This is a genomic window from Pedobacter sp. CFBP9032 (genome assembly GCF_034045265.1).
In the GTDB taxonomy this organism is placed as follows: Bacteria; Bacteroidota; Bacteroidia; order Sphingobacteriales; family Sphingobacteriaceae; genus Pedobacter.
In genome coordinates this window covers 152,310-174,147 of sequence record NZ_JAXCWE010000005.1, presented here as the reverse complement: position 1 = coordinate 174,147, position 21,838 = coordinate 152,310, and the positions used below count along the sequence as shown (strand labels likewise).

Genomic DNA, 21,838 nt, shown 5'->3' with positions numbered 1-21,838 from the left:
AAAAGGGCTTTGAGATCTCTATTTGAGGATTACTTAAAACAGTCTTTAAATTTTCTGCCAATGGGTAATTGTTTATCATCTGCTAAAATGGCAAATTGCGAATTGTGTGATTTCACTTGCTTCAAGTGAACGATATAAGATTTATGAATCCTAACAAAACCCAGTTTTTCATTCTTCTCCATAAAATCAGATAAGCGTTGCAGCACCATATATTGTTTAAAGCGGGTGATGATTTTTAAGTATTCTCCAAAGCCTTCAATCCAGAGGATCTCTTTGGTTGGAATCTTATTCACCATATAATCAGATTTAAATACCAAAAACTCATTTTCCTGCTCGAGGCCGGTAAACTTGAGATAATCTACTGCTTTTTGAACTGCTTTTACAAACCGTTCAGGGAAAACAGGCTTCACCAGGTAATCGATCACATCGAGTTCATAAGCCTTTGCTGCATGGGTAGGATCTGCGGTGATAAAGATGCAAAGTTTTCCGTTAGGCACCAGTTCAACCATTTCTGTACCCGAAATGCCGGGCATCTCAATGTCTAAAATAAGTAGATCAACTTCATCCATCCGCTCATAAATCACCGCTTCAGTTGGGTTTTGGAAGCAGGCCAGAAGCTCGATATCATCAATCGTGTCACAATATTTGCGAATCAGATCGAGCGCTGGAGCCTCATCATCAACATAAATTGCCTTTATTGGTTTCATATTTTAATGGTGAGTTTGGCAACGTAAGAATGATCGTTCTGTTCAGTTTTCATTTCGTATTTTTCTCCGTATTCCTGGTCTAAAATCATTTCTAATACTTTAAGGCCGGCACCACGATAAGTAGAGGCATCATCTGTAATCTTTTTTTCAGATATAGAATTTTCGATATTAAACTCCACTGTAGATGGTGTGAATAATAATGAAGAGCTAACTTGTGCCTGCTCATCTCTACCGAATGCCGCGTACTTTACCGCATTTTCGAACAGGGTGAGGTAAATTGTAGGTGGAATTTCTACAATGCCTGCGAGTTCACTCTCCTCAAAATTCATTACCAGGTTTAATTTCCTATTGCTTTTTAACTGATAAAGCTTACCAAGTGCAGCAATCATTTGTAGTTCCCGTTCAATTGGGATGGTTTTTTTCTCTATTTCATAGGTGGTGTATTGCATCAGTAAACTGAGTTGTTTAATTAAATCTGCAGAACTACCATCTGTAGCATAACTATGGGAATAGATATTGTTAAGCGTGTTGAACAGAAAATGTGGGTTGATTTTGGATTTTAGAAGTTCCATATCTGCTTCTTTTTTCCGTAAGGTTAATGCAGCTAGTTTCCGTTCGGCGATAAGTTTATATTTAGAAATTCCTTGTATAGATGGAACCAGAATAATCATTGCCTGCATGGTATAAACCATAAACAGGTACTTACCATCGGTGAATTTGAAAGCACCAAAAAGCTCTGGCTCTACTAAGATTCTAATGAGACAGGAAATTACAAATAAGGAGGCTGTGTAACGCACATATTCACCGTACCTGGCCAGCTGGTAAAACTCTGGAACTAATTTTTTGAAACACAGGATATAGACCGGAACATTGATAGCCAGCATAAACAACATGGCTAATGCAGCTTCTGTAAGGTTAAAAAAGCTCACATAAATGTAGCTGCAAACGCCTGAAAAAGCCATCCAGAATAAGATGTGCTGCATAGTGATTACACCTGGCCACCTTCCGTTTAACAGAAAATCCATTACTTTTTTATCAAAAGATAGCCGGAGCACCAAAATCAGGAAGACTAAATTGATCAAAAGGATCATGCTAATTGGCTTATTTGTGTAGTTCGTTTATAATTTCTGTCGTTTACTGATATAAATATTTTTGCGCACTACTTATACCCATCTTTAATAAACAGCTACATCTGTTTTTGTATCTGAATTAACCAAATATAGACATAGGATTTACTATTTCAATTAATAGGCAACAATCAATGAGGGCTAGTCAATCGTTTTTTCTTAAAATAAATATCACTCTACCACGTATTTTACGATACCTTTTCCCTGCAATAATTTGCTGTCTTTTTATTAATTCTGCATCTGCTCAGGATAAAAAACAAAATAAACCACTCGTTGCCTACCTTAATGAGGATAAAACACATTTCATTAAGTTTTCTGGCTACGGACAGTTTTGGGCAAGGTATACTCAACTTAATCCCGGAAGTAAGGTAAATGAAAGCCTTAAAAAAAATGTGGCGGATCTTTCTTTGCGCAGGCTGCGGATGAAAATGATAATTGTGCCTACCGATCATTTAACGCTTACTTTTCAGGGCGGTACCACCAATCTAACTTACTTAAATGATAATGAAAGTGCCTTTGATTTGCTCGATGCCTTTGGCGAATACAAATTTAACGATCAGTTAAGCATTGGTGCCGGGCGCTCCAACTGGAAAGGGCTAACCCGTTTTGCTGCCGGGCCAACAGCTACCTTACTCTACGATGTTCCCTTTCTTGATTTGGGAAACGTAAATAAAACAGACTTAACTTTAAGAAACCTAAACTTATTTGCCAAGGGCCAATTAGGCAGGTTAGATTATCGGGTAATCCTGGCAAAACCTTATGTGCCATCAACTACGAAACCTGTTCAGGGCATTTCCGGATTTAACAATTTAACGGTTAATCCAAACCTGTCTGCTTACGTGAAATGGGAGTTCTTTGAAAAAGAAAGCAATGCTGGGCCAACCTCCGCAGGAAGTTACCTGGGCAAGAAAAAAGTACTTGCCCTTGGTGTAGGTGCAGAATTCCAGAAAGACTTGTTATGGCACCTGGCCGGCGCAGATACGGTATTAAATGATTTGAAACTTTACAGTGCCGATTTATTTTACGATACGCCGATTAACCTGCAAAAAGGAACTTCGTTAAATGTTTATGCAGCCGTTTTCCACCATGATTATGGCCCCGGTTACGTTCGTAATTTAGGTATTAACAATACGGCGAATGGTTTGGATGCAAATATGGCTTCCTTTAATGGCACAGGAAACAGCTATCTGGTAGTGGGTACGGGCAATAGTCTACTTTTTCAAACAGGTTTCACTTTGCCTTACTTCAACCAGCAAAAAAAGAAAGCCAGGCTAATGCCGGCAATTGCTATTCAATATTCAAAATTCGAGCGTTTGGCAGATCCCATGATTACCTACGACTTTGGCTTAAGCTTATTGCTGAAAGACCATGCTTCGAAATTCGTTTTCAATGCACAAAGCAGACCTATTTACACGATTCAGGGTAACGACCTCAAAGTTTCTGAAAGGAAAATGATGTTTGTTCTCATGTACCATATCAATATAGATTAATAAAACAGCGCAACATGTTAATTAAAGAAATTCCTCAACCAGAAAATCAGCAAACCAAACGCTCCAGGAGCCTTGGGATTCGCATTTTATCTAACCTTACCTTTTGGGTACTCATCGCCATAATTGCCGGTGTGGTGCTCGGGAGTTACGCGCCTGCAATGGCGGTAAAGATGGAAATTATTGGTAAAACCTTTATCGATATCATTAAACTCTTTATTGCCCCGATTATCTTTTTAACCATTGTGCTGGGCATTAGTGGCATGGGTGATTTGAAAAAGGTGGGTAGAATCGGTTTAAAATCACTCATTTATTTCGAAGTGGTATCTACTATTTCTCTGGCGATTGGAATTTTAATGGCCATTTTAATCAGGCCCGGAAACATTGATAAATCTGGCTTACAGATTCAAAATGCTTCAAAATATACCAATGCGCCGGCAAAAGGATTCGACTGGATTAACTTCTTTATGAGTAACCTCACCATTCAGGTATTGGTGGTAGCCATTATTGTTGGTATTATTTTAAACTATTCCAAACACCGCGAAAAAGCCGTAACTGGTTTAAGTTACGCTTCTAAAATCGTTTTTAAAGGATTAAAATATGTGATGTACCTGGCTCCGTTGGGTGCCTTTGGTGGCATGGCCTATACCATTGGTAAATTCGGTTTACATACGCTGGTACCCTTGGCGAAACTGATGGGAACGGTATACCTTACCATGGGGCTGTTCATCTTTATAATTCTGGGCGGAATTATGAAATATTATAAAATGAGCATCTGGAATTTCATCAAATACATTAAAGAAGAGTTGTTGCTGGTACTTGGCACCTCTTCTTCAGAATCTGCATTGCCTTCCATTATGCTCAAACTGGAAAAAATGGGCTGCAGTAAATCGGTAGTCGGTTTGGTGGTTCCCACGGGTTATTCCTTCAATCTGGATGGCACCTCTATTTACCTGTCTATGTCTGTTATTTTCCTTGCCCAGTTATATGGTGTTCACCTTTCTATGTGGGAAATGCTAAGCATTATCGGCATCCTGATGGTTACCTCCAAAGGGGCTGCAGGCGTTACCGGAAGCGGTTTCATTGTATTGGCTTCTACATTGGCGGCCATCCATAAAATTCCGATCGAAGGTCTGGCATTTTTACTTGGGGTAGATAAGTTTATGAGTGAAGCCCGCGCACTGACTAACATTATTGGTAATGGCGTGGCCACTATCGTGATCTCTAAAAGTGAAAATGAATTTCATCCGCAGGTTGAGGCCGAAGAGAAGCAGGATGTTATCGAAACGAAAAAGAAATTGGCAAAACAAGAATTTGTGTACTAAATCTAATAAAATGAATACATCAGAAACATTCAATGAATTAAGGTTCAGCGTTTACGGTAAGCAGGTGCATTACCAGTTGAGCGCAGCGGAGCTGGTTAGGCAAACGCTAGCGCGTGGACAAGGCAGCCTGAGTAGCAGTGGTGCACTTTGCGTAGATACCGGAAAGTTTACGGGCCGTTCTCCAAAAGATAAATTTACTGTGATTGATGATACCACCAGAGACACAGTAGATTGGGGCGATGTGAACCGACCGATTTCTCAGGCGCACTTTCATGGTTTGTACAGTAAGATGCGTGCTTACCTGGCCGAGAAAGAAGTTTGGGTAAGAGATGCCCATGCCTGTGCCGATCCGAAATATGGTTTAAGCATTAGAATTGTAAATGAAACTCCCTGGGCAAATTTATTTTGCTATAATTTATTTTTAAGACCGGATGAAGAAAATATTTTGGTTGGAGAAACCGAATGGCTGATTTTGCAGGCGCCGGGTTTTGAGGCAGATCCGGAAAAAGATGGTACGAGGGCCAGCAATTTTACGGTGGTAAACTTTACCAGTAAAATTATCCTGATTGGTGGAACAGCTTATACAGGGGAAATGAAAAAGGGAATCTTCAGTGTTTTAAATTATATTTTACCTGCCGAAAGAGGTGTTTTAAGTATGCACTGTTCTGCCAATGAAGGGATTGCTGGCGATGTTTCCTTATTTTTTGGTTTATCCGGAACGGGAAAAACCACATTGAGCGCAGATGCAAGTCGCTCATTAATTGGAGATGATGAGCATGGCTGGTCTGATGATGGGGTATTCAATTTCGAAGGTGGCTGTTATGCAAAAGCCATTGATTTGAATCCGGAAAAAGAGCCGGAAATTTTTGGCGCTATTAAACCTGGTGCACTTTTAGAAAATCTGGTGGTAGATGCTGCTACGGGTATAGTAGATTTTACTGATACCCGAAAAACTGAAAATACAAGGGTAGCCTATCCCATAGATTTTATTGATAATGCTAAAGCCGTATCAATAGGTAGGACGCCAAAAAACATCTTCTTTTTAACGTGTGATGCTTTCGGCATTCTGCCGCCCATCAGCAAACTGGATAAAGGCCAGGCCATGTACCATTTTATTTCGGGTTATACTGCAAAAGTTGCCGGAACGGAGATGGGTGTTTCCGAACCACAATCTACATTTTCGGCCTGTTTTGGAAGGGTGTTCTTACCCTTGCACCCGCTAAAGTATGCGGAGTTACTGGGTAAGAAACTAGATGAAAATCCGGAAATAAATGTTTGGCTGGTTAACACCGGGTGGATTGGTGGTGCCTTTGGCACGGGCAATAGAATTAGTTTGCGGTATACCAGGGCACTCATTGCAGCAGCCATGAATGGCGACTTAGAAAATGTTGCTTATGCGGCTCATCCGGTTTTCAAGTTTACCGTACCACAAGATTGCCCAAATGTGCCAGCAGAAATTTTAAATCCGAGAGCACTTTGGGAAGATGTGAATATGTACGATCAAAAGGCAGCAGATTTAGCCCTTTTGTTTGAAGATCATTTTTCTAATTATGCTGCTTCAGCGAGTGAGGTAATTAAAGAAGCTGCGCCATCTTTTGTGTAGAATTTTTGTTATATTGAAGTTCATCTGCACAAACTTTGACCCCGATAGAAAATACAGATCCGATAATAGATAAGCTGAACAAGTCTTTAAGCTTACAGATTTTCCTGGCCATTGTGCTGGGGGCGCTGGTTGGTGTTTACTTTCCAGCTTTCGCAATACAACTACAGTGGATTGGAAGATTGTTTGTTTCAGTGATTGAGCCTTTTGTTCCGCCAGTAATTTTTCTCAGCATTGTAAGTGTGTTTGGAAGTTTGGAAAACCTAAAAGTGGCTGGTCGAATTACCGCAAAAGCTGTTGTCTATTTCACCGCTGTAAGTATCGTAGCGATTGTTTTTGGGATTTGCAGTGCGTTAATTATCAAGCCAGGAAAAATAGACCGCAGTTTAGTAGAAGCTATTGCTCCGGCCAAGTTAATTCCAACTCATTACGAAGGTTGGCTAAGGGTGGTGATGCAGAACGGCATGTTACTGCTATTTATCCTGGCAGTAGTAGTCGGAATTTTTATCAATCGTTTAGCAAAGCGAGATCAGGTGGTTAGGGTTTTTGAGCAATTAAAATCTGTGGTACTCCGGTTACTCAGGTATATTTTTCTGCTGGCACCCATTGTTACCTTCAGCGGCATTGCCTATACAGTAGGCCGCTTTGGCTTAGATACCTTGTTGCCAATCGGGAAAATGCTTGCCGGAACGTACATCACCATGTTTTTGTTTGTTGCGGTAATTCTTGGATCTGTGTTAGCAGCTTTAAAAGTGAATCTCTATAGTTATTTAGGTTCGATAAAGAACGAATTGCTTTATGCGTTGGGTACTTCATCATCCAGTTCGGTAATTCCGTTGCTGTTAGAGAAGTTGGAAAAAGTAGGGCTGAAGAGGCCAGTGGTATCATTAGTTACCGTTACCGGAAATTCGCTGAATTTAAACGGAACCTGTATTTACCTGGGCATGGCGGTAATTTTTCTGGCGCAACTGTATAATGTGAGTTTTTCATGGATGGAACTTTCCGGAATTGTAGTAATCATATTACTCACCTCTAAAGGGGCATCGGGCATTCCCGGAACAGGTTTTTTAGCTTTGGTAACCACCATTGGCAGCATCCATAAAATTCCGGTAGAGGGGCTGGCCGTTTTATTGAGTATAGATAGGTTTATGAGCGAGGCCAGGGCCATTACCAATACAATAGGGCACGCTGTTGCCGCATTAATTATATCAAGGAGCGAATCATAGTGCTCCACTTTAAAAATAAAAATTATGAAAAAATCAATTTCGTACCTGCTTATCCTGTTTATAGGTTTAAGCGTAGGTTGCAAAAATAAAGAGGTAGATGAGCAGACAGATGTGGTGCTGGTGGGTGCGGGTGTAATGAGCGCAACACTAGGTTCGATGATGAAAACACTTAACCCGAAACTTAAAATAAATATCTACGAAAGGCTTGATCTCGTTGCTGCAGAAAGTTCTGACGCCTGGAACAATGCCGGTACTGGTCATTCTGCTTTTTGCGAATTAAACTATACGCCTCAACGGCCAGATGGCACAATAGAATTTAATAAGGCGATAGCCATCAATGAACATTTCGAAGCCTCGAAGCAATTTTGGGCCTATATGGTAAGTAAAGGAAAACTACCTGAGCCTAAATCTTTCATTAACAATGTGCCACACATGAGTTTTGTTTGGGGTGATAAAAATGTAGAATACCTGAAAAAAAGATATGATGTGTTGAGCAAGCAATTGCTGTTTAAGGGCATGCAATATTCTGAAAATTTTGATACGCTTGCCAAGTGGATGCCTTTGGTAATGACCGGGAGAGATCGCAAACAAAAGGTTGCGGCTACCTATATGGCCATTGGTACCGATGTTAACTTCGGGAGCTTAACCCGGGGTTTAGTGGCTTCATTGAAAAAAGAAGCTGGTGTAAAGGTAGAATTGAATCACGAAGTAAAGAATTTGAAACGCCTGGATGATGGTAGCTGGCTAGTTACCGTGCTGGATAAAAAAACTGAGAAAGAGCGCAATATAAAAGCAAAGTTTGTGTTTATTGGTGCCGGAGGAGGTGCTTTGCGGTTATTACAAAAGTCTAAAATTCCAGAAGGAAAAGGTTTCGGTGGTTTCCCGGTAAGTGGTGAATGGTTGGTTTGTAATAACCAGGAGGTAATTGCCAAACACATTAGCAAGGTTTATGGCAAAGCAGGAGTGGGTGCTCCGCCGATGTCTGTTCCGCATTTAGACACCAGGATTATCAACGGCAAAAAAGCTTTGCTTTTTGGTCCTTACGCGGGTTTTTCTTCTAAGTTTTTAAAACAAGGGTCATACCTGGATTTAACCCGTTCCATTACTTTGAAGAACATTTGGCCAATGATGTCGGCCGGAGCGGATAATATTCCGCTTACCAAATATTTGATCAGTCAGGTTACCCAATCGGATGAAGAGCGTTTACAAGCTTTGAAAGAATATTTTCCGGAGGCTAAGGCTTCAGACTGGAAGTTGGAAACAGCCGGGCAACGCGTGCAAATTATTAAAAAAGATGAGAAGGAGGGTGGCGTACTGCAGTTTGGAACCGAGGTGGTGAGTGCAGAAGATGGTAGTTTGGCTGCTTTATTAGGCGCTTCTCCGGGTGCATCAACTTCTGTTGATATTATGATTACTTTATTAAAAAAGTGCTTCCCTGAGCAGATGGCTACAGCAGAATGGCAATCAAGAATGAAAGAAATGATCCCATCTTATGATCAGCAGCTTTCTGATAGCAAGGAATTAACCAATACCGTAAGAAAGGCGAGCAGTACCACACTTGGATTGAAATATTTTACGCTCGACTAAAACATTGAAAAGTTACTAACTCTATTTGCCTAATTGCTAGGAGAGTTAGTAACTTTTGTCGCCATGATGGGTTTTTGAGGGGGATGCATTAACAAGAATGGTCATGCTGAATTTAATTCAGCAACTGTTAAGGAAGCTCTCGCATAAGTTCAGGAAGACAATCTTTTGCGGGGAACCTCAATGTTTTAAACTTTGTTGCTGCAGAAATAAGTTAAGGTCATCGTCTTTACCTAAACCCAGTTTCTGTTTAATGCGATATCTGCTCATCCGCACACTTTTAGGTTCAATGCCCAAACGGGCAGAAACTTCTTTGTTCGATAAGCCCATCAACATATATGAACAATACTTTAAATCTAGTCTGGTTAGGCTCTGGTTGGCCTGTTGCTGTAAACGTTCGAAAAAGGTTGGGTTGGTTTCGAAAAAATCTGTTTTATGCTCTTCGAAATCCTTATCCATTTTTCGTTGCTGGTTTAAAATCCTTTTAATCTGTTGCTCAAAAGACAGGTGACTTTCAGTATCAACCTTTCCAGAGAGTAATTCCAGCAACTCGTTTTTTTCTTCTATTTGCAATGTTCCCGCCATTACCTCTTTTTGCAAACGGTTTTCACGTTCCTTAAGTAACACTTGTTCGGTTTGTAAGCGAATGGCTTCTGCTTCTTTTAGTTGTGCCCTGAGTTCTGCAGCTGTTTTTTGCTGATCAACCAGTTCCTGCTTTTTAACAGCCGCCTTAAGTTTGAAATTATATGATCGAAGGAAGAAAAGCAAAACGGCCATTGCCATAAACCCCAGGGTAACATAAAATATGTTGAGTTTTTTAGAGAAAGATGCTTCCTTTTGCAGGTATGCAATTTCCTGTTCCTTTTTTTCTGATTGATATTGTGCTTCTATGCGGGCAATGCTATTGATTTTTTCTTCGTTAAATGCCAGCTTATAGAGTTCAAAATATTGTTTGAGGTAGCTTAAGCTTTGCTGGCTATTGCCTTTTTTCTCAGCAATTTTAGAAAGTGCCTCAAAAACTCTGGCCTTTGTTAATGGCATACTAATCACACCATCAGCCTTAGCTAAGCCATTCAGTAAAATATTTTCGGCTTCATCCAAACGCCCGTCACGCATGGCATATTCGCTTTTCATTCCATAGCAGTTTAGCAGCACCTCGTGCAAATTTGTTTTGGTTGCAATGCCAATGGCCACATCGAGGTACTTCTCTGCACTGTCTCTGTAATTGGCTGGGAAGTATTGGAAATAAGCATTAGCAGTGTTTAAGGCAATTGCAGCCGTATTGCTTCTTAGTATTAAACGGGCCTCCTGCTGTTTTGCCAGTCGGAGCGATTTTTTATTTACCCGCAGGGCAGAATCAAGAAGTGCACGGTTGTTTTGGTTTACCCTAAACCGATCGAAATAAGTTTGGCCAATGGTAAAGTAGGCATTGTTTAAGGCATCAACCTGTTTACTTTCAATGGCTGCCTGATAACATAAATTGGCATATTTTTTCTGTTTGGCGGGGTCGTTGCCATAACTGTAGAAGCTTGCCAGGTAGTGATAAATGGTGCTTTCATATTCTGATGCATTGTTACCTCTAAAATAATCTAATGCTTTTAAAAACTTCCTGGCAGATTGCTCATTATCATTATTTATCAAATCAAGCCAACCGTTTCTAAACCACACAAAGCCCAGTGTTACCGGGTCTTTGGTTTTCTGTGCATAATACATGGCGCTATCCCGGCATGAATAGGCTTTTTTCAGGTCTTTTTTCCAAACAAATAAGTGAATTAGTGTTGCGAAAGCCATTGCTTTACCTCTTCCATCTGTTAATGTTTGGCCGAGGTGCAGTGCTTCATTGGCTTGTTTAAAAGAAAGTGGCAGGTTTTGTTCGAAATTTGCTTTTGCCAGTTTACATAAAATATTGATGCGATCTGCCTGAGGCAAATTTTTCTGTACCAGTAAGCGGTTCATAGAATCCAGATAGATCTTCTGTGCTTGGGTTTGATTGATGCAAGTGAAGAAAAATAGTAAGATCAATATCGGTTTCAGGGAAAACTGCATCACCAAAAATAGAAAAAATAAATAGTACAGAAAAAGCTGGTTTTAGCACAAGTAACTGTAATTAAGATTTTTAGTGCCTTTCTGTAGACGCATTGTAGACACCCGTTTTTTTTCTGGTAGTCGATGAGTAGTCGTTGTTTTCTTGGTTACTGTTGCATACAGCGGTAATTTTGACCCATTCAATCACCAAAAAATAAAATCTATGAAAAATAAGACGATGGCTATTGTAGCCTACATTACATTGATCGGTTGGATCATTTCTTACCTGGAATTTAAAAAATCGCCAGAAAAGAGCAGCCTTGTTAATTATCATTTAGGTCAGTCGCTTGGGGTAATCATCACTTCATTTGTACTAAGTATAGCAAGCACGATTATATTGGCAATCATCCCTTCGCTGGGCTTTATTTTTTATTTCATTATGTTAATCCCTTTCGTGCTTTTATTATTGGGTATTGTTGCGGCTAATAATGAGGTAGAGAAACCCGTTCCGATTATCGGAAAAATATTTGAAGGCAGATTTAACTTCGCCTCAGAAAAAGAAAGTAAACTTTAAGAAAAACCAAGATAAAGTCGTTATTCAAAATATGTATAGCGCCTCTCAAGTATAGTGTTATGGCCATGCCATAGCACTTTTTTTAATACTGCCAGGTTTTAAAGCATCGACACAAAACTTTGAAGAGAAAAAATTAGCTGTTTGGTGGGATCACGGTATTTGCTGGGGCTAAAATGACGAAAAGGTAAATCAATTAAAACAGATTAACAAAGGTTTAAAATTTAAATAGTATGGACATGACTGGTTGGGAAATTGAAAATCCGGGAGAAAATCTCCTGTCTGTTAAAGATAAAAATCTAAAGGCTTTTCTGAAGGCCTATCCATTGTCTGCAATCAGTCCTGATGGGACGAAGCTGCTCATTATCCGCAAATATCATCCCACGCTAAACTGTTCGCCTGATGATCCTAATAATTTATCAGACAGTTATAGGATTTGCCTCGCTTATTATACCATAAGTACCTACTTCTTTTTTGAGCTGCCTACAAATTTTCATTACAATATGTTATCGGTGAGGTATGATCAAGATATACAAGATGTAGCCATCACCATTTCGAGCAGAGAGATGACCCGGGTAACAAACATTAAGGAACTGTTTTTAAAATTGGAAAGCTATGCACCCAAAACAGAGGTAGAGAAGGAAACTGCTTTTGAAAGCCTTAATAATGAAGTTCCACCTCAAAAGAAACGCGTACCCATTACTCAAACAGAAGTAAGTTCTGCTATAATTGGCATGTTAAAAAATGCAGATTTTGATGATTGGTGGGTATCTGAATTGCAGAAAATAGGCTTTTTGGATAATGTTGAAATGAACTTCACGATCACCGATTACAATCCTAACGAAGATGAAAATTTTATGGATGAAGCTGATGAAACCATCCGTAACTTTTTATCAAAAACACTTAAAGACCGGGAAATAACAAGTACATATGTTTATCAAAACTGCATGGATTTTTTAGATGCGATAGGTTATGACGAAGCAGACCAGCATTTATGGGATATCAAAGACCCTCAAGAAATATGGAATTATGTTACACCAAGGGAAATATATGTTACCCGCGAACCTTATGAAGATAAGGGCGTATACCTTCGTTTAACCTTTAGTTGCGAATGGGAACAGGAGCACGGCCTGCAACTGGTGTTTAATAAAAATGGTAAACTGGTAAGGGTAAGTGAAGATGATGGGCACATCCTTGGATGGCAAGGCCATGGAATGATAGTAGAATAATGGCTGTTTGCTTCCCGGTTTGTTATACGTAATACTGACAGAATCTGTAAGAATTTATCCATTTACACGTTTATAATCATTCATTAAAAAATGTTTCTTATAACCAGAACACTAAAACAATTGTAATGAATAAAGAAGAATATCAAAAACAATTCACCACAGAAGATACCCCAGGCTGGCAGTCAATTGATCATCAATTGGATAAAATTTATGGCAGTATTGAACCACGTCATTATCCGCCTTTATGTGGTTTACATTATATGGCAGGTGGCAGCGACCCGATAGATGGTGCCAGCGTATATGATAGCAACCACCAGGAATTTCACCGCCACATCGTAAGTTATGGTATGAGTGAACTTTATTATGATGAAGAGAAAGCTGGTGGCGAATTTAGTAAATGGGGTTTTGAATTTACCTTCAGGCTGGTGCCCTTTAAGGATGATCAAAATGATCCCATCTGGGCCATACAGGTAATGAATAACCTGGCCCGCTATGTATTTTCGAGCGGAAAGTGGTTTGAAGAAAATCATTTTGTTCCGGCTAATGGCCCCATCAGGCTGGATACGGAAACCGAAATTACTGGTTTTGTTTTTACACTAGACCCTGAACTGGGTAAAATCCAAACGCCACATGGCGAAGTGAGTTTTCTACAAATGGTAGGCATTACCAATGCTGAAGTAGAACAGCTGAAGCTAAATCCAACTACTGATGCCGTAAAAGAACTCATTGATCGTTTAAAAGTGGATAATCCATTATTAATTACAGACCTTAACAGAAAGTAAGGCCGTGTTGATGCATTACATTGAAAACCTGGTTGAAGAAACCACCTATCTGTTAGAGAGGTGTTAGAAGTTTAAATAATTTTTCCCGCAGATGAAGAATTTTTTCAAGGGATGTGTTAACACTAATCGTCATGCTGACCTGTAGCGAAGCGGAAAGCTACGCAGTAAATTTAGCGTCATTCTGAATTCATTTCAGAACAGCACCTTTCTGTGTTAAGATCCTGAATCAAGTTCAGGAGGACGATCCTTCGTGGGTTCAGGAAGACCACTCAAATAATTTTCCCGCAGATTAAGGAGATTTCCGCAGAAGCGAGTTGTAAAATCTGCGGTGATCATTTAGATCTGCGGGACTAACCTTTGCATCATACTGGAGGAAGATCACCAAGCAGAATCATCATTGCGAGGAGGCACGACGAAGCAATCTCATTTGCAGATTCTTCAACGGAGATTGCTTCAGTGGATGAAAAATAATTAGTGTGATGTATGATATAAGATACATGTATAAATTTTCAACCCCAAAAATTTTACCTGTATTATTCCTGCCTTAAATGGTCCAAAAATAAGTGAACTCTGGCCAAAAATGCCTCCTGACTTTTATAAAACTATTTTTTAAATAATTTTTCTAGAAACAAAAAATGTTAAATAAAAAATGTTTCTGGCAAGAGAAACATTTTACTACGAAACAAAAAAATGTTTCTCGTTATTTTTTTTCGAAATTATCCTATCGGGCGGTGTTTCACCGCCCGAAATTAAATGAACTACCTAACCCCTAAAAACCATCCGCCCGGTAGGCACCCCTCCTTAAAACAAGGAGGGGATTAGCGATTGCCATTACCTATCAGTTGGTGATACAGTGACTCAAATTAATTGATTTGAATTCTTTGTTTAAAAGCGGTATACCAGGCATCGCAATCGGTAAACCAGTCATAAATCATTTTATATGCAGGGATAATTTCGGCAGAAAAGTTTAGGGTTGCACCTTCATAACCTTCTTCTTGAAAGATGTAGGCATTTAAGCCGAAATATAACAGTTCGGATAGGTGTTCTATATCAAAATGGCCAACGGCTTGCAATTGATAAGCCTGGCTTTGGGCGTATTGCTGAAAGGTGTCTTCATTGGCCAAAAGTTTAGTTTTTGCAAAGAGCTTGATGATATTGTTTACATCATAAAGGGCGTTGGCAATAGTAATAGGATGATGTTTACCTGAACGAGGATCGGGCCCGGTAGATGCACTCAGCATTTCAGTAAGTATTTGATTTACATCCGATAAACTATTCATTTCGAAATAGGCTCCAATAAGCTTTTGAAATTCGTTTGCAGCTACTACCTGACCAGGGAGCTGTGTGTTTGGGTTTTTACTTTTGTTAGTCTGCATAACATTAAAATAAAAGTCCCTGGACGCTGCAGACTAACAAATAACTCTTTTCAGAGATATGAGAAAATACGTTTCTAAAACGCTCGTCCAGGAATATTTTTGAAATTTAATTATGAAGTTGATATCTCGTTGTTAGGTGAAAAAATATGTTATTTATTAATCTGCACTGCTAAGATAAATACAATAAAATCATTCACGAAATATTTTTGAAGAATGGGGCATAAATGAAGGCAGTTAGTGGTTCTGTACTTGGAGTTGGTAGTTCAGAACTTGCAGCTCATAGTTCTATAGTTGCAGTTGACAGTTCTATACTTTCAGTTGATAGTTCTGTACTTGCAGTTGATAGTTATGAATTTGCAGTTAGTGGTTCCATCGTTGCAGTTCGTAGTTCTATGCTTTCAGTTGATAGTTCTATACTTTCAGTTCACAGTTTCATACTTGCGGTTCGTAGTTCTACCAGCGCAGTTAACAACATTATACGTGCAGTTGGCAGGTTTATGCTTGTAGTTTGCAGTTGAGTCCTTTCATCTATCGGTTGGTTCTTACGGGCGCGCGTGTCGCGTGTGCATTTTAGCCCCCCTTTTTTACAGGCCATCCAAATTTATTTTGTAGATCGTATCGCTGGCGCACGCGTGCCGCGTGTGAATTTTAGATTCACTTTTGTTAGGTCATCCAAATCTATTTTGTAGATCGTATTGCTGGCGCACGCGTGTCGCGTGTGCACTTTAGCCCCACTTTTTTCAGAGGTCATCCAAATCTATTAATCCTTTGCCTCCGCTATAGTCAATAGCACTACTATATTTCCAGTGCCAGTCCTCATTTACGTAACCAGCTACTACGGGGTTTTCATGCAAATAATCTGCTTTTTGCTCAATAACGGGTGTACTCCATAATTCGATCGGTTTATTATGATGTTGCCAAAATTGATATTCTTTTACATTGCTGCTTTTTGAGCCCGCTCGCTTAAACATCCAGAGTAGCCATTCTTTTCTACTTTCTTGGCTGCTACTTTGAATCACTTTTACAATTTCTTTTGACGTGAATTCTTTTATCCTTCCTAATAGTATATCTGGATTATTATTTTTTGCACTAAATATTAAATGTACGTGACTTGGCATAATGCACCAGCAATAGAGTTCTAAACCAAGGTTTTTCCTGCAATAAGATAAACTGTCTACAAAAATATCGCAGTATACATGTCGCACGAATATATCTATCCAATATACGGTTGCAAAACTTACAAAGTATAACCCCTCCTTATTATGAAATTTATATTTACGACTCATACCTTCTAGATGCTTTACGCTATTAAATACACGCTTTAAATAATAGGGATGGAATTAAATAATTAACTATGGGAGATAGCCAGATAGTTTTTTTATTAATAAAGAGGATGATAAGTTGAAGATAGAAAAATTCTTATAAATATTTATTTTTTAATATTTGATTGCCTTTTCTTAAAAAAAGTATAAGTGGTTTTATTATTCGCTATTGATTTATTTCCGCTATAATTTTATTGAAGATACGATTTGAGTAGAGCTCTTTAAATGAACTGGAATGAATTTTTGAATGATATTGCACACGCGGCACGCGTGCGCTAGCGAAGGAAGATAGAAAAAATCTCATGGAATATTTCTTTTAATATTCGATTGCACTTTTCTTAAAAAAAGGTATAAGTAGCTTCATTATTCGCCAATTGATTATTTACGCTTTATCTTTATTGAAGATATCATTTGAGTAGGGCTCTTTAAATGAGTTGGAATGAATTTTTGAATGATATTGCACACGCGGCACGCGTGCGCTAGCGAAGGAAGATAGAAAAAATCTCATGGAATATTTCTTTTAATATTTGATTGCCTTTTTCTTGAAAAAAGTATAAGTGGTTTTATTATTCGCTATTGATTTATTTCCGCTATAATTTTATTGAAGATACGATTTGAGTAGTACTCTTTTAATGGGCTGGAATAGATTTTTGGATGATATTACACACGCGGCACGCGTGCGCTAGCGAAGATTTAAACATATATAATGTTTAAATCTTTTAGTCTTTCAGCGGTTTCCAACTCCCTTTTTTAAAATATACATTATTAAACCTTGCTGAATAAAAAACCAGATAAAAACTCCACGCACTTCGATAAGTAGTCGGGAAGCTTTCCATGATATGATGAGTAGGTGTTTCCATGTTAGTTCTTATCTTAAGGGAGGAATAAGTTGATGTTGTTGCGATCTTCCCACGAAATGTTTTCAAAATCTTTTCGCGATCTGTTAAATAGAAGAATATAGAGTCATTTTCTTTAATCTCAAAACGATAATGATCATATTGCCAGTTTGCTTGTTTACCGGGGAAATAATCTCGGTTTATAATATACTCCCCATAGTAATCTTCTTTTTTAAGTATTTTTTTTGCTGTTGACCACATCCATATTTTTTGCGCAAAGACTAACAATAGAATCGTGATCCAAATCAGACCAAGAATTTTGCCAAACACTCTTTTTTTTGATGATATCCACAGCACCAGAAAAATTATTGTTAAAGGAAAAATTATAAAAAGTAAGATCAGAGAAAATCCGAAACCCATTTGTTGTATTTATTGATTTTGAATACTAGTTTCCTTAACTAACTCATATGTTCGTCAGTGCATCTTAAGATAAGCTTATTTTAAATATTTTATTTTACATACGGCAAGCGTGTCTTAGAGAAGGACATTCCTAATGTAATATTAAAGGCATTTCGACAATCTTAATGTGAAATTATTCAAAAAGGTTACATCGTTTATGATGCAACTTTCTTATTAAAGTTTTCTTATTGTTGATTTCCATGCGCTGGCGCACGCGTGCCGCGTGTGAAATAAAGATTAGGATGCACCAGTATCAAATGCACACGCGGCACGCGTGCGCCAGCAAGGGCGTCTTAGCGAAGGACATTACTAATGTAATATTAAAGGCATTTCGACAATCTTAATGTGACATTATTCAAAAAGGTTACATCGCTTATGATGCAACTTTCTTATTAAAGTTTTTTTATTGTTGATTTCCATGCGCTGGCGCACGCGTGCCGCGTGTGAAATAAAGATTAGGATGCACCAGTATCAAATGCACACGCGGCACGCGTGCGCCAGCAAGGGTATATTCTCATACTCTTTATTTTCGTTCATAAGTTACCAGTGTTGTTTTATGAGCTAAAATAAGAAGTTAATCTCAATCTTAATTACTGGAAACCGTAAATACTCAAATATAGCAACGATAGACTACTCACATTTTGTAATAGGCAATAATGTTTTTCATAAATACTTCCATTTTATCTTTTAAATATTGCAATTGTTCATTAGCGACGCTATAAAATACTAAGTGATAGCATTGATTACATGTTCGCTTAAGTCTCCTAATCCCTTTAAACCACCATATAAAGCTTTCTTCATCGCCTCTTTTTTAGCAATATCTAGCACTTCGAATAGTAGTTTCAGACCACTTTTCTTAACCTTAGACATAAGTATGGCGAAACGTCTTATAAACTGTTTTTTGGTTAAGTTCTGAATATCTTCTCTTAATTGTGCTGTTTCTTCAATCAATGGAGTGGCTTGATCAATCATTTCACTCGATTTCAAATCCTGTTCTAGTGCTGTTAGCCACTTGTACAAAAGAATTTGCTTCTCGGGCTCAAAAGCCTTCTCGTCAGCATCATCATCTAAAATTTCGAAGTCAGCATAAAACTCTTCTTCATATTGCTTGGTAATAACTTCATCATCTGAGAACGAAAAAGAGTCATAGTCTTTCATCAGCTCAATCCACTGTTCAAACTTCTCAATTAGGTCAGTAGAATTGAGATGGAAAGTACTTGCGTTATGATCAATCTCATTTGTAGGTTTGATCATCACCCTAAATGTTATATAATCTGATTTGTACGTAGGTTCTAACACATCAAAATAAAATGAGGTTTCTGAGACAGCTTGATAGGCAACAGTAGCAATAGAAAAGGTGTAGATTTCAATTAATGAATTATTAGTTATAGCCTTATTCTCCAACCGTTTTATCAAAGATTTCATTTCTTTTAGAACGACTAAGGGGTGTTTGGTTTTGTCCATAGAGATATATAATGATCAAAGATATTGATTTACTTCAGTTTATTATGTTCGCGTATGCAAACTGGAAAATGTTTGAAAACTGGTAACTGTGAAACAGCAAGGTTCGATCTATGTCTTAACACAAGCGTTAGCGCAGCATTTTCGATTGCGCAAGGTGAGCTAGAAGTGGAGGCTGACTAGATTTATCCAGGATGAAGCGAAGCAAAATCCTATATATAGAAAGCATTTATAAGCAACCGCTTTTTCCTAGCTATTGCTTTTGAACCAGACGGATAAAGTCAGAGATGGAAAAGCTGTTCTGTAAGCGAACGAATATCCCCATAGAAGAAATACCTTGTATATAGAATGAACAGGCTCTGAACTAAAATGAGCGCTTAATCTCCTTATATTTTCTCCATTCTCCCCAACCCTATTTCCTAATCCATTCCATTTTATTAGTTTTGACCCTTAGTTCAAAGCCACATTTAAAATCAGATACAATATGAATCATTGGTTAGTGAAATCAGAGCCTTTTAAATACAGCTGGGAAAAATTTAATGAAGATGGCCGCACCTTTTGGGATGGGGTTCGGAATTATCAGGCTAGAAATAACCTCAGGGAAATGAAGGAAGGCGATTTAGTGCTTTATTACCATAGCAATGAAGGCAAAAATGTAGTGGGCGTGGCGAAGGTGGTGAAAGAGTCTTATCAAGATCCAACCACAGATGATAAAAACTGGGTAGTGGTAGATTTAGTGCCTGTAGAATCTTTAAAAAATCCAGTTACGCTAGAGCAAATCAAGGCTGAACCCAGCTTAGCTGACATTTCTCTGGTACGCCAGGGGCGCTTATCGGTGATGCCTTTAAAAGCAACAGAATTTGATAAAATATTGGAAATGGGAAGTTAATTTACTTAACTTCATGCTGTTAACGATTTAGTGTAACTACCCATCCATTTTCAGCACCATGAAGACGATTCTCTCTGCGTTAGTTTTTTGTTGTTTCTTTAGCTGTTTACAGGCGCAGCAAATTACACCATACATTGCCATTGTAAAAACAAATGCTGAGGTTAGGAAAGGTCTGCTGTATAAGGTAGATTCTTTGGGTGTGGTGATGATTACTGATGGTGACCTGGTTACCATATCTACCGATCAGATTAAGACTATTAAAATCCGAAGTCCGAAAAAGCAGGCAAGCGTAATTCAGTTTCTGAAATATGATCCATGGAATAAAAATAATTATGAAAAGCGGGCAGATGGTGCTATTGTTCGAAAATGGGGTGAAAAAGATCCAACCTTGGGCGAAGAAATAGGCGGGCATGTGGCTACCGCCTTAATTAATGTTACGGGTAATATCCTTGCTGCTCCCATACAAGCGATTAATCCGAGTATTGCGAACTTCAAAATTAATGGTGATGCAGTGAAATATGCGCAACAAAAAACTGACCTTAATTATTTCTCCGTTTATTATCAGCAGAATCAAAATCTAACTGCCGAAATACAAAAAATAAAAGCAATTACGGCTTCATTTAAACCATAGTAATCTCTTCCGTTTTTGTTTTGCTCAACGTAATGCCCAGCGTCATCACGATGCTGGTGCCCAGCACTACGAGGAATAAAAAAGAGGTTCCCACCTCTGGTATTTTCAGTGAAGCGGGTAAATTAAAATAAAGCAAAATGCTAATTAAGCCACGAGGGGCAATGTATCCAATGGGCTTAAGCGCACCTTTTTTAAATACTTTAAGGAAGAAAAAGCGGATTACAAAGATGGTTACCAGGATAAAAAAGCCGTTGGCCAGTACAGGCTTGTCGTTTAGTTCACTAATATTCATGGTGAAACCAAAAATCACGAAGAAAAAAGTTCTTAAAATAAAAGCACTTTCGGCAGAGAGCTGATAAAGCTGAGATAAATCTGCAGAGAGATTTTTATATAAAAATACACCCCTAAACCAGGCATTTCTGATGGTATCTGCATTGTTCAAAAATAATCCGGTGCTCAAAATTAATACCAGCGAAGATAAATGGTATGATTGCCCAATAGCATACACCAAAATGAGAATGGAAATAATCAGAAAGAATTTAATATGGTGCACCAGCTTGCCCATTACATAAAGCAGTACTACGCAGGCTATGGCAGATAAAAAGATAATCAGAAATGTACTCAGGCCTAAACCAATAAAAGCGGAAGTGGTAATGGAGTGGTTGGTAATAGCGAAATTGAAGATAATAATACCGAGGATATCGGAGAACGAAGATTCATAAATAACAAACTCGCGGTCTTGTTTACCTAATGCTGCTGCCGATGGAATGGCAATGGCCGAGCTGATTACACTAAACGGAATCGCATTCGCGATGCAGGTATACAGATCTTTATGGGTAATCTGATAAATAATTAATGTAATAACTGTGACCGAAGCGAGCAGAATGGTTAGCGCAGAGAAGAAAGCGCTCTTAATAATTTTATTCTTTTCACGATCATACTTAAGCTCAAGCGAACCCTCAAAAACAATCAGGATTAAACCCACTGTTCCTAATGTGGGCAAAATAGAGAGAAAATTAAAGGTCTGAATTTTAAGGTTATCGACCAGAAAACGCAGACCGATGCCTAGTAGCAGCAATAATAAAACCGAGGGTACTTTTGTTTTACTAGCCACTAGATCAAACAGATAGGAAAAGATTACTAATCCGCTTAAAATAATAAGTATGGTATATGTAGTCATATTTTGAGCGAATGATAAGCT

Annotated in this window: 18 protein-coding genes; 10 read left to right on the top strand and 8 right to left on the bottom strand. The window is 38.5% G+C overall.

Annotated features, from left to right (window positions below; translation table 11 throughout):
- Positions 1-29 precede the first annotated feature (29 nt).
- The gene (locus SOM16_RS11400) at positions 30-707 is read right to left on the bottom strand and encodes a LytTR family DNA-binding domain-containing protein (protein WP_320464133.1); all 678 of its coding nucleotides are present in this window, start codon (positions 705-707) and stop codon (positions 30-32) included.
- The gene (locus SOM16_RS11395; RefSeq protein WP_320464132.1) at positions 704-1,732 is read right to left on the bottom strand and encodes a sensor histidine kinase; all 1,029 of its coding nucleotides are present in this window, start codon (positions 1,730-1,732) and stop codon (positions 704-706) included. The genes SOM16_RS11400 and SOM16_RS11395 overlap by 4 nt, the downstream gene beginning before the upstream one ends.
- A 236-nt stretch (positions 1,733-1,968) precedes the next feature.
- On the opposite strand from SOM16_RS11395, the gene SOM16_RS11390 reads away from it, so the two are divergent.
- From SOM16_RS11390 to SOM16_RS11370, 5 genes are read left to right on the top strand one after another with little or no spacing between them, the layout of a single operon-like run.
- Positions 1,969-3,324 (top strand): hypothetical protein, encoded by a 1,356-nt coding sequence (locus SOM16_RS11390; RefSeq protein WP_320464131.1) that lies wholly within the window; start codon positions 1,969-1,971, stop codon positions 3,322-3,324.
- Positions 3,325-3,338: 14 nt separating this feature from the next.
- A complete protein-coding gene (locus SOM16_RS11385) occupies positions 3,339-4,646 on the top strand; it encodes a cation:dicarboxylate symporter family transporter (protein WP_320464130.1) in 1,308 nt (435 codons plus the stop codon).
- A gap of 10 nt (positions 4,647-4,656) precedes the next feature.
- Positions 4,657-6,249, top strand: coding sequence for a phosphoenolpyruvate carboxykinase (ATP) (gene pckA, locus SOM16_RS11380; protein ID WP_320464129.1), 1,593 nt, complete (start codon positions 4,657-4,659; stop codon positions 6,247-6,249).
- Between the two features lie 35 nt (positions 6,250-6,284).
- The gene (locus SOM16_RS11375; protein WP_320464128.1) at positions 6,285-7,472 is read left to right on the top strand and encodes a cation:dicarboxylate symporter family transporter; all 1,188 of its coding nucleotides are present in this window, start codon (positions 6,285-6,287) and stop codon (positions 7,470-7,472) included.
- 24 nt (positions 7,473-7,496) lie between these two features.
- Positions 7,497-9,059, top strand: a complete 1,563-nt coding sequence (locus SOM16_RS11370) for a malate:quinone oxidoreductase (protein ID WP_320464127.1) — start codon at positions 7,497-7,499, stop codon at positions 9,057-9,059.
- Between the two features lie 177 nt (positions 9,060-9,236).
- Here the strand turns inward: SOM16_RS11370 and SOM16_RS11365 are convergent, their stop codons facing one another.
- Positions 9,237-11,012, bottom strand: a complete 1,776-nt coding sequence (locus SOM16_RS11365) for a helix-turn-helix transcriptional regulator (protein WP_320464126.1) — start codon at positions 11,010-11,012, stop codon at positions 9,237-9,239.
- A 292-nt stretch (positions 11,013-11,304) separates the two neighbouring features.
- On the opposite strand from SOM16_RS11365, the gene SOM16_RS11360 reads away from it, so the two are divergent.
- The 3 genes from SOM16_RS11360 to SOM16_RS11350 all read left to right on the top strand — a co-directional run bounded on the left by SOM16_RS11360 (position 11,305) and on the right by SOM16_RS11350 (position 13,663).
- A complete protein-coding gene (locus SOM16_RS11360; RefSeq protein ID WP_320464125.1) occupies positions 11,305-11,655 on the top strand; it encodes a DUF4870 domain-containing protein in 351 nt (116 codons plus the stop codon).
- Between the two features lie 236 nt (positions 11,656-11,891).
- Positions 11,892-12,881, top strand: coding sequence for a DUF6985 domain-containing protein (locus SOM16_RS11355; protein WP_320464124.1), 990 nt, complete (start codon positions 11,892-11,894; stop codon positions 12,879-12,881).
- 125 nt (positions 12,882-13,006) lie between these two features.
- Positions 13,007-13,663, top strand: coding sequence for a suppressor of fused domain protein (locus SOM16_RS11350; RefSeq protein ID WP_320464123.1), 657 nt, complete (start codon positions 13,007-13,009; stop codon positions 13,661-13,663).
- 863 nt (positions 13,664-14,526) lie between these two features.
- Here SOM16_RS11350 and SOM16_RS11345 read toward each other — a convergent pair.
- The 4 genes from SOM16_RS11345 to SOM16_RS11330 all read right to left on the bottom strand — a co-directional run bounded on the left by SOM16_RS11345 (position 14,527) and on the right by SOM16_RS11330 (position 19,120).
- Positions 14,527-15,039, bottom strand: a complete 513-nt coding sequence (locus SOM16_RS11345) for a hypothetical protein (protein WP_320464122.1) — start codon at positions 15,037-15,039, stop codon at positions 14,527-14,529.
- Between the two features lie 740 nt (positions 15,040-15,779).
- The gene (locus tag SOM16_RS11340) at positions 15,780-16,325 is read right to left on the bottom strand and encodes a transposase (protein ID WP_320464121.1); all 546 of its coding nucleotides are present in this window, start codon (positions 16,323-16,325) and stop codon (positions 15,780-15,782) included.
- A 755-nt stretch (positions 16,326-17,080) separates the two neighbouring features.
- Complete coding sequence (locus SOM16_RS11335; RefSeq protein ID WP_320464120.1) at positions 17,081-17,617, bottom strand: hypothetical protein; 537 nt, start codon at positions 17,615-17,617, stop codon at positions 17,081-17,083.
- A 765-nt stretch (positions 17,618-18,382) separates the two neighbouring features.
- Positions 18,383-19,120 (bottom strand): hypothetical protein, encoded by a 738-nt coding sequence (locus SOM16_RS11330; RefSeq protein ID WP_320464119.1) that lies wholly within the window; start codon positions 19,118-19,120, stop codon positions 18,383-18,385.
- Between the two features lie 481 nt (positions 19,121-19,601).
- On the opposite strand from SOM16_RS11330, the gene SOM16_RS11325 reads away from it, so the two are divergent.
- Together SOM16_RS11325 and SOM16_RS11320 are read left to right on the top strand one after the other, a co-directional pair.
- A complete protein-coding gene (locus SOM16_RS11325; protein WP_320464118.1) occupies positions 19,602-20,006 on the top strand; it encodes an EVE domain-containing protein in 405 nt (134 codons plus the stop codon).
- A gap of 58 nt (positions 20,007-20,064) precedes the next feature.
- Complete coding sequence (locus SOM16_RS11320; protein WP_320464117.1) at positions 20,065-20,637, top strand: hypothetical protein; 573 nt, start codon at positions 20,065-20,067, stop codon at positions 20,635-20,637.
- Here SOM16_RS11320 and SOM16_RS11315 read toward each other — a convergent pair.
- Entirely contained in the window at positions 20,627-21,817 is a 1,191-nt protein-coding gene (locus SOM16_RS11315; RefSeq protein ID WP_320464116.1) for a sodium:proton antiporter, read from the bottom strand. The genes SOM16_RS11320 and SOM16_RS11315 overlap by 11 nt on opposite strands.
- Positions 21,818-21,838 lie beyond the last annotated feature (21 nt).